At 43.7% G+C, this 16490-nt stretch carries 15 protein-coding genes and 1 pseudogene; 11 read left to right on the top strand and 5 right to left on the bottom strand.

Annotated elements, in window-relative coordinates:
- The first annotated feature begins 225 nt into the window (after window positions 1–225).
- The 11 genes from murJ (at window position 226) to CJD30_RS10820 (ending at window position 13531) form a co-directional block, all read left to right on the top strand.
- Window positions 226–1629, top strand: a complete 1404-nt coding sequence (murJ, locus tag CJD30_RS10870) for a murein biosynthesis integral membrane protein MurJ (RefSeq protein ID WP_294918992.1) — start codon at window positions 226–228, stop codon at window positions 1627–1629.
- 15 nt (window positions 1630–1644) lie between these two features.
- Window positions 1645–3042 (top strand): cysteine--tRNA ligase, encoded by a 1398-nt coding sequence (cysS, locus tag CJD30_RS10865; RefSeq protein ID WP_294918990.1) that lies wholly within the window; start codon window positions 1645–1647, stop codon window positions 3040–3042.
- Window positions 3039–4754 (top strand): ABC transporter transmembrane domain-containing protein, encoded by a 1716-nt coding sequence (locus tag CJD30_RS10860; RefSeq protein ID WP_366722940.1) that lies wholly within the window; start codon window positions 3039–3041, stop codon window positions 4752–4754. The genes cysS and CJD30_RS10860 overlap by 4 nt, the downstream gene beginning before the upstream one ends.
- Window positions 4755–4818: 64 nt before the next feature.
- Complete coding sequence (locus tag CJD30_RS10855; RefSeq protein ID WP_294918989.1) at window positions 4819–5874, top strand: quinone-dependent dihydroorotate dehydrogenase; 1056 nt, start codon at window positions 4819–4821, stop codon at window positions 5872–5874.
- On the top strand, window positions 5874–7175 hold the full coding sequence (locus CJD30_RS10850; RefSeq protein ID WP_294918987.1) for a pitrilysin family protein: 1302 nt from the start codon (window positions 5874–5876) through the stop codon (window positions 7173–7175). The genes CJD30_RS10855 and CJD30_RS10850 overlap by 1 nt, the downstream gene beginning before the upstream one ends.
- Complete coding sequence (gene dapA / locus CJD30_RS10845) at window positions 7172–8065, top strand: 4-hydroxy-tetrahydrodipicolinate synthase (protein WP_294918986.1); 894 nt, start codon at window positions 7172–7174, stop codon at window positions 8063–8065. Before CJD30_RS10850 ends, dapA begins: the two co-directional genes overlap by 4 nt.
- A 2-nt stretch (window positions 8066–8067) precedes the next feature.
- The gene (locus tag CJD30_RS10840) at window positions 8068–8844 is read left to right on the top strand and encodes an enoyl-ACP reductase (protein ID WP_294918984.1); all 777 of its coding nucleotides are present in this window, start codon (window positions 8068–8070) and stop codon (window positions 8842–8844) included.
- Window positions 8845–8959: 115 nt separating this feature from the next.
- Window positions 8960–9508 carry a CDP-diacylglycerol--glycerol-3-phosphate 3-phosphatidyltransferase gene (gene pgsA, locus CJD30_RS10835; RefSeq protein WP_294918982.1) on the top strand — a complete coding sequence of 183 codons (549 nt, stop codon included), beginning with the start codon at window positions 8960–8962 and terminating at the stop codon, window positions 9506–9508.
- Window positions 9509–10561, top strand: coding sequence for an RIP metalloprotease RseP (rseP, locus tag CJD30_RS10830; RefSeq protein ID WP_294918981.1), 1053 nt, complete (start codon window positions 9509–9511; stop codon window positions 10559–10561).
- A complete protein-coding gene (locus CJD30_RS10825) occupies window positions 10558–11232 on the top strand; it encodes a YggS family pyridoxal phosphate-dependent enzyme (protein ID WP_294918979.1) in 675 nt (224 codons plus the stop codon). Before rseP ends, CJD30_RS10825 begins: the two co-directional genes overlap by 4 nt.
- Before the next feature lie 88 nt (window positions 11233–11320).
- On the top strand, window positions 11321–13531 hold the full coding sequence (locus CJD30_RS10820) for an EAL domain-containing protein (RefSeq protein WP_294918977.1): 2211 nt from the start codon (window positions 11321–11323) through the stop codon (window positions 13529–13531).
- Here CJD30_RS10820 and CJD30_RS10815 read toward each other — a convergent pair.
- From CJD30_RS10815 to CJD30_RS10795, 5 genes and pseudogenes are all read right to left on the bottom strand, one after another.
- Window positions 13528–14511, bottom strand: coding sequence for a HAMP domain-containing sensor histidine kinase (locus CJD30_RS10815; protein WP_294918975.1), 984 nt, complete (start codon window positions 14509–14511; stop codon window positions 13528–13530). The two genes, CJD30_RS10820 and CJD30_RS10815, sit on opposite strands and share 4 nt — an antisense overlap.
- A gap of 17 nt (window positions 14512–14528) precedes the next feature.
- Window positions 14529–15767 carry a M18 family aminopeptidase gene (locus CJD30_RS10810; RefSeq protein ID WP_294918974.1) on the bottom strand — a complete coding sequence of 413 codons (1239 nt, stop codon included), beginning with the start codon at window positions 15765–15767 and terminating at the stop codon, window positions 14529–14531.
- 50 nt (window positions 15768–15817) lie between these two features.
- Window positions 15818–16042, bottom strand: a complete 225-nt coding sequence (locus CJD30_RS10805; RefSeq protein ID WP_294918972.1) for a DUF433 domain-containing protein — start codon at window positions 16040–16042, stop codon at window positions 15818–15820.
- Window positions 16043–16093: 51 nt separating this feature from the next.
- Entirely contained in the window at window positions 16094–16282 is a 189-nt protein-coding gene (locus CJD30_RS10800) for a hypothetical protein (RefSeq protein WP_294918971.1), read from the bottom strand.
- Window positions 16283–16293: 11 nt separating this feature from the next.
- A pseudogene (locus CJD30_RS10795) lies at window positions 16294–16490 on the bottom strand (hypothetical protein); the annotation flags it as partial.

The raw sequence follows: 16490 nt of genomic DNA, 5'->3' as shown, positions 1-16490 counted from the left end.
AATCCGAATTTTATTGGGCAAAGAAAAAAAGATCAAATGAAATATAAGTCAATGTTACATGGCAACGGTTGCCACAGTTATACGTTTTCGGTTCGTCAGTGACCGATTTATGTTGTATTTCTTTTTTAAAGTGCCTATTTTAAGGCCTCTGAGCGCTATCTAATAAGTTTTAATGACATATCGGTTAAAATTGCGTAAAATTTACATCAAGGCTCACAGAAGCATATGTTCAAATCGATATTTTCCAATTCGTTCGGTATTCTAATCTCCCGCGTTACGGGGTTGGGACGTGATATTTTAATGACGTCCGTATTGGGTGCGAACATGTGGAGCGATATCTTTTTGATGGCATTCAAATTCCCGAATCTTTTTCGCCGAATCTTCGCAGAGGGTTCTTTTACCCAAAGCTTTATGCCTTCCTACATTGCCTCACGCCAAAAGAGCGTCTTTGCCGTCGCCATTTTTATCCGTTTTATGGCGGTCATCATCGGTTTTTCACTTATCGTCACCCTCTTTCCTGCTTTTTTTACCAAATTGCTGGCGTGGGATTGGAACGCTGATCTCATAGCAAAAACCGCACCGCTCACTACTATCAATTTTTGGTATTTGGATCTTATTTTTATCGTCACATTTTTAGGGACACTTCTTCAGCATAAGGAGCACTTTTTTACTACCGCTTTTTCGACCGTTTGGCTCAATATTGCGATGATTGTCACCCTTATGCTCTTTGCCCACAGCGATCCGAAAACGATTGTCTACGCGCTCAGTTTTTCCATTCTTGTCGGGGGGGTATTGCAAGTCGTTACCCACTTGTACAGTATACGTCAACAGGGATTAATGAAACTCCTCATCGGCGGATGGAAATACCGCAAAACCAAAGATGTCAAAGCGGAAGAGTCAAAATTCAGCTCCCTGTTTTTCCCCTCGGTTTTGGGTAACTCTACCGCACAAATCGCCTCGTTTATCGATACCTCGCTCGCCTCGTTTTTGGCGGCGGGATCAGTATCGTACCTCTTCTATGCCAATCGGGTTTTTCAACTCCCTTTCGCCATTATCGCCCTTGCAATCACGACTGCCCTCTTCCCGACTATTGCCAAAGCGATCAAAAACGAAAACCATACGCTTGCGTATCGCAATCTCCATAAATCGTTTTGGCTTTTGAGTGCATTACTCGGTATTTCTGTTTTAGGTGGAGTCTTGTTGGCCGAACCGATCGTTTGGCTTTTGTTTGAAAGAGGTGCTTTCACCATCCAAGATACTCATAACACGGCAAATGTTCTCATGATGTATATGGTAGGCCTGCTCCCCTTTGGTCTTGCCAAGCTTTTTTCTCTCTATTTGTACGCCATGCACAAACACATCAAAGCCGCTAAAATCGCCGCTATATCGCTCATCATCAATATCATTTGTTCCGTTATTTTGATGAAACCGCTCGGAGCTGCCGGATTGGCGTTGGCAGGGAGTATCGGCGGTGCGGTGCAAATGGTACTGACGATCAAAGAAGTGGGATGGAGTATCTTTTTTGATCTACTCAAAACCCGTTTCACCCTATACTTTATCCTTGGGACCATAGGTATCGGGATCGCATTCTATGCTCTCAACAATTTTTTGTTACACTTAATACGATAAAAAGATGGAAATTTCATGACACTATACGACAGCGTTAAAAAAACAAAACTCCCTTTCGAACCTCTCCAAGAGGGGAAGGTATCACTCTATGTCTGTGGCCCGACCGTTTATGACGATGCCCATTTAGGACATGCGAAAAGTGCGTTGGTATTTGATCTGCTGCGCCGTGTACTCGAAGCTGAGGGGTATGAGGTCACTTTTGCCCGCAATATCACCGATATTGACGATAAAATCATCAACAAAGCACGGGATTTAGGGATCAGTACCAATGAAATAGCCGAACGTTATACGGCAGCGTATCATCGGGATATGGCATCCATCGGTGTGCGTCAACCGACGCTGGAACCCAAAGCGACCGAATCGATAGAGCCAATGTGTGAAATGATTCAAAATCTTATCAACAAAAAACACGCCTATGTCATCAGTAACGGCGATATCTATTTCGACACCTCCAGCGACAAAAACTACCTCAGTCTCTCCAACCGTCAAAGCAATGAGAATATCAGTCGTGTCGAAAGAGTTTCCGAAAAAAGAAGCGAAGCCGATTTTGCCCTTTGGAAAGCAGTTCACGATGAAGGAGTTGCCTTTGATTCACCATTCGGAAGAGGACGTCCGGGATGGCATTTGGAGTGTTCAGCAATGATCGAGCGCTTTGTCAGCCCTCATGTCGGTGATTACGCCATCGACATTCATGGCGGCGGAGCCGATTTGCTCTTTCCTCACCACGAAAATGAAGCGGCGCAAACCCGTTGTGCTACCAATCATGAACTGGCGAAATACTGGATACACAACGGCTTTGTCACCATCGATGGTGAAAAAATGTCCAAAAGTCTGGGGAACAGCTTCTTTCTCAAAGACGCTCTCAAAGCTTATGATGGAGAGGTGCTCCGTTTTTATCTCCTGAGCACCCACTATCGGGGGGATTTCAATTTTAACGAAGAGGATCTTATCGCTTCCAAACGTCGGCTTGATCGCCTCTACCGTCTCAAAAAACGCCTTTTCGGCCTCACTGCGGAAATGATCGATACCGAGTTTAAACGCAATCTTCTACAAGCACTGGGAGATGATCTTAATGTCTCTCGTACCTATGCTTTGATCGATGAGCTGATCAACAGCGCCAATGAAGCCCTTGATCAAAATCCAAAAGACAAAACCTATCGTCAAATTCTCCTTTCAGCACTCCAAAACATTGAAACTATTTTAGGATTCGGAGGACAAAACCCGTTCGAATATTTTCAACTTGGGTTGGATGAAGCGACAAAAACGAAAATCGATACGTTGATCACCCGGCGTACCGAGGCAAAAAAAGCCAAAGATTTTCCCGCTTCCGATGCGATCCGTGATGAGCTTACCGCCATGGGCATTGCTATTATGGATACAGCTAACGGAACTTTCTGGGAGATACGAGATTGAAATTCAGCGAAATTAACAAACGGTTCTGGCCTTATGTCAAAGGGTACAAGTTCCACTACGCGATGGTGTTGCTCGGTATTATTCTCACAGTAACCTCTACTGCGGGAACAGCCCATATCATGAAACCGCTTATGGACAATATGTTCATCAAAAAAGAGCCGGAGATGCTCTACATCATCCCCTCTTTATTAATCATCATCTATCTTTTAAAATCTGCCGGACGATATATTCAAGCCGTTTTTACCACTCATATCGGACTTCATATCGTCTCGCGTCTTAGAGAAGATTTACTCTTGAAAATGGTCCATATGGATATGGGATTTTTGTATGCGAATCGAAGCGGAGAGCTTATCTCCCGAATTACCAATGATATTGCCCGCGTACAATATTTTGTTTCCCGAATGCTCCCTGAACTCATCCAAGAGACTTTTACCGTTATCGCACTTGTCGGATACGTTATTTATCTCAATGCTTCACTCGCGTTTTGGGCATTGTTTGTCATGCCGGTCGTTATTTTACCGCTTATCAAAATCACCCGAAGACTTAAAAAACTCTCACACCGATCCCAAGAAAAAAATGCTGACTTGATGACCCGTTTGACAGAAGTATTCAACAACAGTGAAATCATCAAAGCCAATGCGACGGAAGAATACGAACACCAACGGTTCAAAGATGAAAACGAACGATTTTTCAAGCTCAACATGAAATCAAGCTATACTAGTGAATTGGTTTCCCCTATTATGGAGATTATCGCTGCTGTGGGCTTGGCAGCCGTCATTTTCATCGGGGGAAGAGCTGTTTATGCCGAAGAGATGAGTGTCGGGGAATTCACTGCATTTTTAACCGCTGTAGGTCTTGTATTTCAACCACTTCGACGGGTTAGTGCGATTTACAGTAAAATCCAAGATGCCCAAGCCGCAAGCGAACGTGTTTTTCATGTATTTGATATGGAAAACAGCATTCAAGACGGTCCGAACGTTTTAAACGAGCCGATCAAGCACCTCCAGTTTGATCAGGTATCCCTCCAATTCGGAGAGAAAAAAGCATTATCAGAGATTGATTTAACCATTAATGCCGGTCAAACCATTGCCCTTGTCGGACAAAGCGGGGGCGGAAAAAGCTCTTTGATCAATCTCCTTTTGCGTTTTTATGATCCATCCGAAGGCTCTGTCTCTCTCAATCATCAAAATCTAAAGTCGTACACCCAAAACTCTCTGCGCCATCAAATCGCGGCAGTCTCGCAAAGGGTTTACATTTTCCAAGACACCTTGGCGGCCAATGTCGCGTATGGTAATGAAATCGATGAAAATCGGGTAAAAGATGCTCTGCAAAAAGCCGATGCACTCGATTTTGCCCTTGCATTGCCTGAGGGAATTCATACCGTGATGCAAGAGTTCGGAGCCAATCTCTCCGGCGGTCAACGCCAACGTATCGCTATCGCACGCGCAATCTACAAACAAGCATCATTGCTGATTTTGGACGAAGCGACCAGCGCTTTGGATAACGAAAGTGAAAAACGGATTCAATCGGCACTAGAAGCATATGCACAAGATAAAATCACGATTATCATCGCTCACCGTCTCAGTACCATTACCCATGCCGATACCATTCTCTATTTTGAAGAGGGGCAAATCATCGCTCGCGGAAGCCATAAAGAACTTCTCGAAACCTCCGAAAATTACCGTCGTCTTGCAGGTGAAATGGGAGAATAATCCCCTATTAATCCTTTTTTGAGTATAATCGCGCCAACTTTATACTCTTGTGAGGCGGGTCACCATGTTTGATTATGAATCTTTGAAACCTTGGCTTTTTAAACTTCAACCTGAAAATGCCCATACGCTTGCCGCAGGACTTTTGCGTGGAGCGAGTTTTTGTCCCCCTCTTGCCAACGCATGGATGGCTAAACATTTCGTAAGTCACCCTTCTCTCTCCCAAGAGCTATTTGGACGAACATTTCTCAATCCGGTAGGACTTGCAGCCGGATTTGATAAAAATGCCACAATGTTTCACGGCGTGATGGCAATGGGATTCGGTTACACCGAAATCGGAACACTCACTCCAAAACCACAAGAGGGTAATCCCCGTCCTAGACTTTGGAGACATATTGAAGAAGAGTCTCTTCAAAATGCAATGGGCTTTAACAATGACGGATTGTTCCGCATCTCGCACCGCCTTAAAAATATTTATCCGTTCAGTACACCTATCGGTGTCAATATCGGAAAAAACAAAATTACTCCGGAAGATCGTGCGATCAAAGACTACACCACATTGATCAAAGCACTCCATGAGTACGCGGATTATATGGTAATCAACATCTCCTCCCCGAATACTCCGGGATTGCGTGATCTCCAGAATGAAGCATTTATTACTCAACTTTTTTCCGAAGCTAAAGCGATCACCTCCAAACCGATCTTGCTCAAAATCGCTCCCGACATGTCTGAAGATCAAGCCGTAGCCCTCTGTGTTCACGCCGTAGAGAGCGGAGCAGACGGTATCATCGCAACCAATACGACCATTGATTATTCTCTTGTAAGTGAACCCGAAGAGATGGGCGGTCTGAGCGGTGAAGTATTGCGAGAGCGAAGCTTCTATATTTTCGATGCTATCGCCCGTGAACTGTTTGGCAAAACAACCCTTATCAGTGTCGGGGGTATCAGTACACCTGAAGAAGCATACCGCCGTATCCGTGCGGGAGCATCACTCGTTCAGCTGTATACTTCGTTGATTTTCAAAGGTCCTGAAGTAATCGAAGAGATCAACAGCGGTTTGATCGATCTTTTGGCCTCTGACGGATTCAATTCGATTACCGAAGCGATCGGTGCAGATCGGTAATGAAACTTTTCATTGCCTCTATTTTGAGTTTAGGAACCCTTATGGCCTCATCATTGCCTCACTTTGAAACACAAACCCTATCGAATGGCTTACAGGTCGTAGCTATCCCTATGGATAACGGCTCACGAGTTATTTCGACCGATATTTTTTACCAAGTCGGCAGCCGAAATGAAGTGATGGGGAAAAGTGGAATTGCCCATATGCTGGAGCATATGAATTTCAAATCAACCAAAAATCTCAAAGCAGGCGAATTTGACGAAGAGGTCAAAAGTGTCGGCGGGATGAATAATGCTTCTACCGGATTTGATTTCACTCACTACTACATCAAATCAAGTTCAGAAAACCTCTCAAAATCTCTCTCGTTGTTTTCGGAGTTGATGCAAAATTTGAATCTCAAAGATGAAGAGTTCCAGCCTGAACGCAATGTCGTCGCTGAAGAGCGTCGATGGAGAACCGACAACAATCCGATGGGATACCTTTATTTTCGTCTCTTTAACAGTGCGTACGTGTACCATCCTTACCACTGGACGCCGATCGGATTTATGAACGACATCCAAACATGGACACTCGAAGATATCCGAAATTTTCATCAAACCTACTACCAGCCGAAAAATGCAATTTTGGTTGTCACAGGGGATATTAAACCAAATCAGGTATTCGAAGAGGCTCAAAAACACTTTGGAAACGTCGCCAATACCCTTGATATTCCGGTGAAAAAAGTGATCGAACCGGAACAAGACGGCGCACGCCGTGTCGAGGTAAACAAAGAGAGTGAAGTGGAAATGCTCGCAATAAGCTTTCCCATCCCTAATTTCCAACATGAAGACCAACCGAAACTCTCAGCGCTTAGCGAGTTGCTCAGTTCGGGTAAAAGTTCACGATTGAATCGCATTTTGGTCGACGAAAAGCGACTGGTCAACCAGATTTATGCCTACAACATGGAAAACATCGATCCGGGCGTTTTTCTCTTTTTAGCCGTCTGTAACAACGGTGTTAAAGCCGAAGATGCCGAAAAAGAGATTTGGACTATCATCCGCACGCTCCAAGACAAACCGGTTGAAAAAGCCGAAATCGATAAAATAAAAATCAATACAAAAGCCGATTTTATCTACTCATTGGAGAGCTCGACATCGGTTGCGGAACTGTTCGGAAGCTATCTCGCTCGCGGTGATATCACTCCGTTGATGAAGTATGAAGCTTCTATTGAAGCTTTGAATCCGGCCGATATTCAAAAAGTCGCCAAAACCTATTTGGTCCCTGAAAAATCAACTACGCTAATCCTACGAAAAGGTAAAAAATGAATCTCATCACCGGTTCAACAACCGCCCTTATAACTCCGTTTAAAAACGGAAAATTGGATGAACAAAAATACGCTGAACTGATCCAACGTCAAATCAATAACGGTATTGATGCAGTCTGTCCGGTTGGAACGACAGGAGAGAGCGCAACTCTGAGCTACGAAGAAGATCGTGTTTGTATGGAAATCGCCGTAGCCGTCTGTAAAGGGACATCGACCAAAGTTTTGGCAGGCGCGGGAAGCAACTCAACCGCTGAAGCGATCGAAGCGGCACGTACCGCTCAAAAATGCGGTGTTGATGCGATTTTCTCTGTAGCTCCGTATTACAATAAACCTTCACAAGAGGGGCTCTATCAGCACTACAAAGCGATTGCCGAGTCGGTGAGCGAACTGCCGTTTATGCTCTATAACGTACCGGGTCGAACGATGGTAGACATCAGCGCTGACACCGTCATTCGTCTTTTTGATGATGTACCGAATATTTATGGAATCAAAGAGGCAACGGGGAGTATTGAACGTACTATCGAACTTCTCTCCCGCCGTCCGGAACTCAAAGTATTCAGCGGTGATGATGCGATCGATTATGCGATTCTCGCATGTGGCGGAGCGGGGATCACTTCGGTTACCTCTAACCTCCTCCCTGATCTCAAAAGCCAACTTGTGACCAAAGCACTCAGCGGAGATATGAATGGAGCAAAAGCATTAAACGATGCGTTGTTCCCAATCAATAAAGCCCTTTTCTTGGAATCGAATCCGGTGATGATCAAAGCGGCAATGTACATTACTGGGTTGCTCGACACCCTAGAATATCGCCTTCCGCTTGTTGCACCAAGTAGTGACAACATGAAAAAACTCGAATCCGTACTTAAAAATTACACGATTGTAGGAGCGTAAAAATGTCGAATATGAAGGGAAAAACACTGGTCATTACCGGAGCAACCAAAGGGATCGGTCAAGCGATCGCTGAGCGTTTCGCCTCTGAGGGTGTCAATGTTGCGTTTACGTACAATTCTAATGCCGAAACAGCCAATGTATTGGCAAACGAGTGGGAAAGCAAATACGGGATTAAAGCCCGTGCTTATCCGCTCAATATCTTAGAACCGGATGAATTCAAACCCCTTTTCGAAGCAATCGATGCCGATTTTGACCGCGTCGATTTTTTTGTCAGCAATGCGATGATCTACGGCCGTCCGGTTGTCGGCGGATACGGTAAATTTATGCGCCTGAAACCCAAAGGGCTCAATAACATCTATACCGCAACCGTCAATGCTTTCGTCGTCGGAACACAAGAAGCGGCAAAACGGATGGAAAAAGTGGGCGGCGGTGCAGTTGTCACTATGTCGAGTACCGGTAACCTTATCTATATCGAAAATTATGCGGGGCACGGGACAAATAAAGCAGCTGTCGAAGCGATGAGCCGCTATGCAGCAGTAGAGCTGGGTGAAATGAATATCCGTGTCAACGCCGTATCGGGAGGCCCGATCGATACCGACGCGCTCAAAGCGTTTACAAACTACGAAGAGGTTAAAGCCGAAACGGTCAAACGCTCTGCGCTTAATCGCATGGGAAGCCCAAATGATATCGCTGGAGCGGTCTATTTCCTCTGCACCGAAGAGGCAAGCTGGATCACCGGGCAAACTATTATCGTTGATGGCGGTACGACTTTCCGTTAATGGTATAGCTAAAAGAGAATAATCCCTTTTGGCTTAACATTCTCACTGAGTTTTATCAGTGCAAAATATACGCAGTGAAACGCGTTTTTCATACCCTGCCTTAAAGGTAAACTTGGTGTTCAATATCCCTAATATTCTCGCTTTTATCCGTCTTCTCATCGCTCCGGTGATGTTTTGGATCATCCTCAATCCACAAATCTTTACCGATATGGGATGGCATGTGAGCTGGAGCTATTACATGGCTTCTTTACTCTTTGTCATTGCCAGCGCTACCGACTTTTTTGACGGATATGTGGCGCGTGAACTCGATCAAATTACGATTGTAGGTCAGATTCTCGATCCTTTAGCCGATAAAATGCTTACTCTTGCCGCTTTCTTGGGTCTTATGATGAGCGGGGCGGCATCAGCATGGGCGATTTATATTATCATTGTACGTGAACTCTTTATCACCGGTTTGCGTACCTTGTCAGTCTCCGAAGGGATCGATGTCAGTGCCTCTATGGCGGGAAAAATAAAAACCGTGGTTCAAATGATCGCTATCGGATTTTTGTTGATGCATTGGCCGTTTGCAACAGCACTGTTATGGGTTGCGGTTGCTCTGACCGTTTATTCGGGAATTGAATATTTAATCGGCTTTAGCAAAGCCTACAAAGGGAAAATCTAAATGTCATGGATTGCAGCGTTACTCGTTCTTTCAGCGATGATTTTTTTTCATGAATTAGGTCATTACAGCGCAGCACGTTTTTTCGGTGTCTATGTCGAAGTCTTCAGTATCGGCTTCGGAAAAAGACTGGCATCGTTTCGCTGGCTCAATACCCAGTGGCAGATTTCAGCCATTCCACTGGGCGGATACGTCAAAATGAAAGGACAAGACGATCTTGATCCTACCGCTATCAGCAGTGATAACGACAGTTATAATGCTAAAAAGCCGTGGCAGAGAATCATCATTCTTCTCGCCGGCCCTTTGGCAAATTTTGCCCTAGCTTGGGTCTTTTTTTATGCTATAGCCCTTGGTGGCCCGCAAACACTATCACCGATTATCGGAAATGTACTCAAAGACTCTCCTGCAGCGATGGCAGGGCTACAAAAAGGGGATATTGTTCATAAAATCAATAATGAGCGTATTCAAGAGTGGAATGAGCTTTCAGATATCATCAAATCCTCTGTTCACCCCGTCACCTTTGAGATCGAACGTAATCATCAGCCCATGGTTATAACCATTACTCCAAAAGTTACCCAAACCCATAATATTTTTAAAGAGACAGTCTATCAGCCGATGGTAGGAATTGCCCCATCGGGTGATGTTCATACTCTCGAGCTTTCAGGTATCAGTGCCTTCTCGTACGCGACAGATGAAACCTATAAATCTTCACTTCTTATCTTTCAAAGCGTTCAAAAGCTCATAACCGGTGTTGTTCCCGCAAAAGAGGTAGGTGGAGTCGTCAGTATTGCGAAAATCACGGCCGACGCCGCCGAATACGGATGGATGAGCTTGTTGTTCTTCTCAGCTCTGATCTCCGTTAATCTAGGAGTACTTAATCTTCTCCCCATCCCCGCACTAGATGGGGGACACATAATGTTCAATCTCTATGAGATGATCCGTCGTCGTGCACCGAGCGAAGCAGTCATTACGCGACTCACCATCGGTGGATGGGTTTTGCTGTTGGGGCTCATGTCTTTGGGACTGTATAACGATATTACAAGGTTAATGCAATGACACAACTGAAATACAAACGTCATTTCGACGCTATCATCGAGAGGGTTGAAAAAGCCCGCTTACGTCTCAACGATCACCATATCGTCAAAATCGTCGCCGCGAGCAAATATGTCGATGCTGAAGCGATTGAAATGCTTTATGCGATCGGTCAGCGTGCATTTGGGGAAAATAAAGTTCAAGACCTCGTAACAAAAAGCGAACAACTCGATGCCCTCCCTATCGAATGGCATTTTATCGGTACGCTGCAAAAAAACAAAATCAACCATCTGCTTAGTGTCAAACCCCATCTTGTCCATTCCATAGACTCCTTGGAACTCGCTCACGCACTCAATGAACGTTTAGAACGTGATGCAATGACTATGAGAGTTTTAATCCAAATCAACTCGGCCTACGAAACCTCAAAAAGTGGATTTCTCCCTGAAGAAGTAGCCGATAAATATGCCCAAATTGCAGAAGAATGTCCCCGACTGCAACTCCAGGGCGTTATGAGTATCGGTGCACATACCGATGAGAGAGCAGTTATAACTAAAAGTTTTGAAACTACCCGCCGTATTTTCGAAACTTTACCAAATGCCAAGATCTGTTCGATGGGGATGAGCGGAGATTTTGAACTCGCTATTGAATGCGGTTCTAACATGATACGATTGGGATCAATTCTTTTTCCAAAATAAAATATAATACATAATTTTTCATTGATTCGCCACGAATCCCTTTTGAGTGTGATATAATCTAGATGATTTATCCAAGAAAGAGGGTTGTGTGAATAAAATCAAATTGCGTGCAACACTCTATTCTCTTGCACTCATTTTACTTCTGATTACTATCTTCCTTTTCACTATCATCAAAGATAAAAAGCACGTATTAGAAGAAAAAACCTCTGCACATCGTGCCCTTTTACGAAACTCATTTGATTTGGCGATGCTTGATACACAAAAAGGACTTAGTGAACTCGCCTGTAAAATCGCCGGCAATCGTGAGGTCGTCGATGCTTTTGCCGCACAGGATCGAGAAAAACTTTATCAACTCGCACTTCCGTTATTTAACGATGCAAAAGCACGCGGCGATGTCGATATGAGCGGATTTATCGGAGCCGACGGAAAACATTTTCTCCGTTTGCAAGATCCGAAGAAATTCGGCGATAATATTTTGAAAAAACGGCCCGTTCTTGCACATGCTATCACTAACCGAAAAATTGTTACTACCCTGGATGTAACAATTTATGATGTTTCATTGATCACAATCGTCCCTATTTACAAGCAGGGAAAATTTCTGGGTGTTATTCAAACCGTTGCTAAAATCGATCGTCTTCAAAAACGTCTTGACGCCCATTCAGGAATTAAAAGCGCTATTGCTTTTGATACTCAAAAACTCAAAAATTTATTGCCGAACGCTCATAACAAGATCTATGAAAACTACTCTATCGTCTCTTCGAACGATCTGCTCTTTGAAAAATTACCGAACACTTTCTCATTTAAAAACAGTAACCGCTATACAATTGATAATTACGACTACGTTATAGCATCTCGGGCACTCACAAACTACAATAACGATACCATTGCGATGATGATATGTGCCTTTGATGTCACCGAAGATGTCATAGAATATCAAAAAGAGATTCGTAATCTTGTCATCATAAGCTTTCTTCTTGTTGCCATTATCGCAATTATCTTGCATTACGGGTTTCAGATCCTCATTCGCCGGATTGACCGTGATACCAAAATTACACGCGAGCTGAACAAAAAACTCGAATATCAGCTTCATACCGATCATTTAACATCGCTTCCTAACCGTAATGCCTTGATACGGGATATCGATGCAAAACATTTTTATGCCTTAATCCTTTTGAATATCGATAACTTCAAGGAGATCAACGACTTTTACGGTCACACCATTGGTGATGCGATTCTTTTAGAACTTGCAATATCTATCCAAGAAGTCATTGCAGAATACCCGATGCATTTATATAAAATGCCATCCGATGAATACGCTATCGCTTTGATAGAACATATGAGTGCAACTGAGCTTGAAGCCGTGCGTCTGAATATTACCCGACATCTGCATTCACAATACTACAATTTGCATGGTGCCAGTATCTATGTTACGGTTACCATGGGGATGGATTTTGCGTTAAAAGGGAATAATAAATCCTTTGATCTTCTTGTAAATTCCGACATCGCACTCAAAACAGCAAAAAAACGGCATTTGAGCTATCAGCTCTATGATGAGACAATGCAGGTCAAACAAGAGTATGAACACAATATTTTGTGGAACAAAAAGCTCAAAGAAGCGATTGAAGAGAATAAATTTACACTGTACTATCAGCCGATATTTGACTCTCATTCCGGTGAAATCGTCGAGTATGAAGCTTTGATTCGAATGATCGATACCAATGGTTCTATTATTGCCCCGGGATATTTTCTCCCTGCTGCACGACAATCCCGACTTTATCCGTTGCTTTCGCGTTTTGTGATCGATGAAGTATTCAAAATGTTAGAAAAAACCTCTCACATTTTATCCATTAATCTATCGGTCGATGATATTATTGATAAACCGACCAAAGAATTTTTACTCAGAAAACTTCGATCATCAACCCATACCTCCAGACTTATTTTTGAGCTTTTAGAGAGTGAAGGGATTGAAAATTACTCGGAAGTTTCATTGTTTATTTCCGAAGTAAAACAATTCGGATGCCGCATTGCGATCGATGATTTTGGAACAGGGTATTCCAATTTTGCCCATATTTTACGTCTCGATGTCGATATTCTCAAAATAGACGGCTCATTGATCCGTAATATCGATACCGATAGCAATGCTCAAACCATTCTCATGGCAGTGAATGAGTTTTCAAAACGTTTGGGACTCAAAACCATTGCTGAATTTGTCCACTCAGAATCGGTCTGCAACAAATGTAAAGAGCTCGGAATCGATTATCTTCAAGGGTATTATCTGGGAGAACCAAAGCCCCTTTAATGCAGTAGCGTAAAACGAAATCCTTTTCGATCTCCCATGCACAGCCCGATCTCTCCACCGTGAGACAAGACGATATTCTTAGAAAGCACCAATCCCAATCCGTTCCCGCGTTCCTTGGTGCTTTTAAATGCTTCAAACAACCATTTTTTATTCTCGATAGGTATTCCGCTATCATAAATCTCAAATACATGATGAGTTTCATCCATTGAATGTTGTATCTCGATCACACCATCCTCTTCCTCATCCAATTCGATTGCATCAATCGCATTAAAAACAAAATTGGTAAAGAGCATCGTCAGCAGATCCAAATCTCCAAAAAGTTCAAAATCCTCTTCCGGAAAATTAAACTCAATCGGTTTGGCATAGCTGTAATAGCCGATTGCACTGTTGAGCGCTTCACGTATTTGTGACCAACGAAGGGCATTTTTCTGTGCGCTTACCCCTTTTGAAAACATCAATGTTGCTTTGATAATCCGCTCTATCCGATAAAGCGATTTTTGAATCTCCGTCACAATAGGCTTATGTTCTTCGCTCACCCGTTTCATCAGTGTTGAGGCCAATAATGCGATTGAACCGATCGGATTTCGGATTTCATGAGAGAGGTGTGCCGCCATTTGCCCCATCGTAGCAAGGTTCTCTTTACGTTTTTGTTCCGTAATATCGGTCGCACTCAAAAGCCGTTTGTCGTTGTGCTGTGCCGATTTGATGAGATAGGAGCGATCATTGAATGTCATCTCATAATCTTCTTCATCGAGATGAAGGGTATGGAAAAGTTTTCCCAGTGTTTTAGCCTGAGAATTTTGGAGAAAAATCGATCCGTCTGTCTCTACGATCCATATCGCGTTGGGAAGGAACTCGATAACCTGCTCAATCGTGCTTTGAAGATGGTTATACGACTGACGCAGTGCAACGTATTCTTCTTCTACTTTGTAGGTCTGATCAATAAGGGCTTTTAACTCTTCGGGAGAGATCTGGCTCACGCGTCTCCTTTAGGGGGTTAAAAATCCCCCAATTGAACTAATATCTGATACAACCCATAAGCATCTTTCGTACCGCATACTTCCCGAATGGAGTGCATCGCGAGCTGTGGTATCCCCACGTCGATCGTCTCAACACCCAATCGTGTAGAGGTAATCGGTCCGATGGTCGATCCGCATCCCATATCACTACGGGTGATAAACACCTGTGTTGGAATATTAAGAGATTTCGCACACTGCACAAACCGCCCCTGTGTTCGGGCACTAGTCGCATAGCGCTGATTGGAGTTGATCTTGATCGCTATCCCGCCATTAAGAAGCGGTGCGTGTTCACTCTCGTGTTTACCCGGAAAATTCGGGTGTTGTGCGTGGGCGTTATCGCAGGAAACCATGAGGGAGTGCCGCATCAGACTCTCATACCTCTCTCCTGCGATACGGCGAAGTGTTTCTTCTAAAAACGTCCCCCCTGCTCCAACATGCGAATCGCTTCCTACCTCTTCGTGATCCATAAACGCACACATCATTGGTTTTTTCGTATCAATCAGTGCTTTGAGTCCGATAAAACAGCTCAGCAGATTATCGAGCCGAGCTGAAGCAATGAGCTCTTCATGGATACCAATAAAAGAGCCTTTTTGGGTGTCATAAAAACTGAGTTCATGCGCCAAAAGGCTCAGGTTCTCAGTATCTTCTTGGATATGCGAGAGGATAAAAGTCTCGAAATCAACCTCCCCCGTCGCAATGATCGGGACGATGTCATTCTGAGCGTTGATCGTTCTGGAACTGTTCGCCTCGCGATCGAGATGGATCGCCAGAGAAGGGATCATTGCTATCGGACGGTTAATGTTGATAAGCGATTCTTTACGACTCTCTCCATCGAGATAAACGACACGACCCGCCAATCCCAAATCACGATCAAACCATGGATTCAGCAACACTCCGCCGTAAGGTTCAACACCGAAGCGTTTAACCCCTGCCGATGTCGTCAGTGGATTGGGTTTAAGGCGCAAATGGGGAGAGTCGGTATGCGCACCCACGATGGTATACCCTTTTTCACTGCACGGAGGATAGGTAAAGGCGATAATGGACGAACCGTTACGGGTCAAGTAGTAGTTTTTTCCCTCTACGAGGCTCCATTGTTCATCTTCGGCTAAAGCGGTAAATCCGCTCATATGCAGTTTTTGTGACATCCACTCCACCGCATGAAACGGGGTCGGGGAGGCATCGATAAAATGGATCAATTCTTCGTTAAATTCGCGCATAGTTTTTCTTTCACTTAAAATTTATTTTTTTATTACCCGAAACCATCATTTCAAGCGCAGATCGAAACTTTATGTTCTTTGTCCGCCGCATAGGAGAGTGTCGCGAGGATGTCCTCTTCGGTGAGCTCGGGGAAATCTTCGATGATGTCGGAAAAACTCATCTTGTTTGCGAGCATATCGAGGATGTCATAGACACTGATCCGCATACCGCGAATCGTCGGTTTACCGGAGCAGATTTGAGGGTTGATGGTGATGATAGATTGGTATTCAGCCATGATATTTCCTCATGGAAAGTTAAAAGATTATAGCAAAATTTTAGTGATAGGTTATTCCAAAGTTGCTGAGTGCATATTCGAATTGATTTTCATCATAACACCTTCCCACATCGTCTCAGAGATCAAAACCGCTGTGTTATCATTATCTCCTCGGATAAAAATAGGCTCGTGCGTGAATGCGACTTGCTCGATAAGGTTTTCGAAATCAAGTTTTGGATCAGAAGCGTCAATTTTTTCCATCAATACTTTCCTCAAAATGGAATCTCATCTTCATTTATATCAATTTCAGGAAGTGATGGACTTACTGGAGGTTGGTCTATAAAATCGCAATCTATTGAGTAATCTTCATAATTATGCCATCGTTTTTTAAGACAATTTTTTTCTTCAAGTTTTTGAATGAGCAGTGGCTCATTAACTTTGCCTTGAATATCTAAATATTGAACAAAAC

The sequence above is a fragment of the Sulfuricurvum sp. PD_MW2 genome (assembly GCF_002633015.1).
Taxonomy (GTDB): domain Bacteria; phylum Campylobacterota; class Campylobacteria; order Campylobacterales; family Sulfurimonadaceae; genus Sulfuricurvum.
Note: the sequence above shows the minus strand (reverse complement) of the source record. Positions and strands in the feature narration are given on the sequence as shown.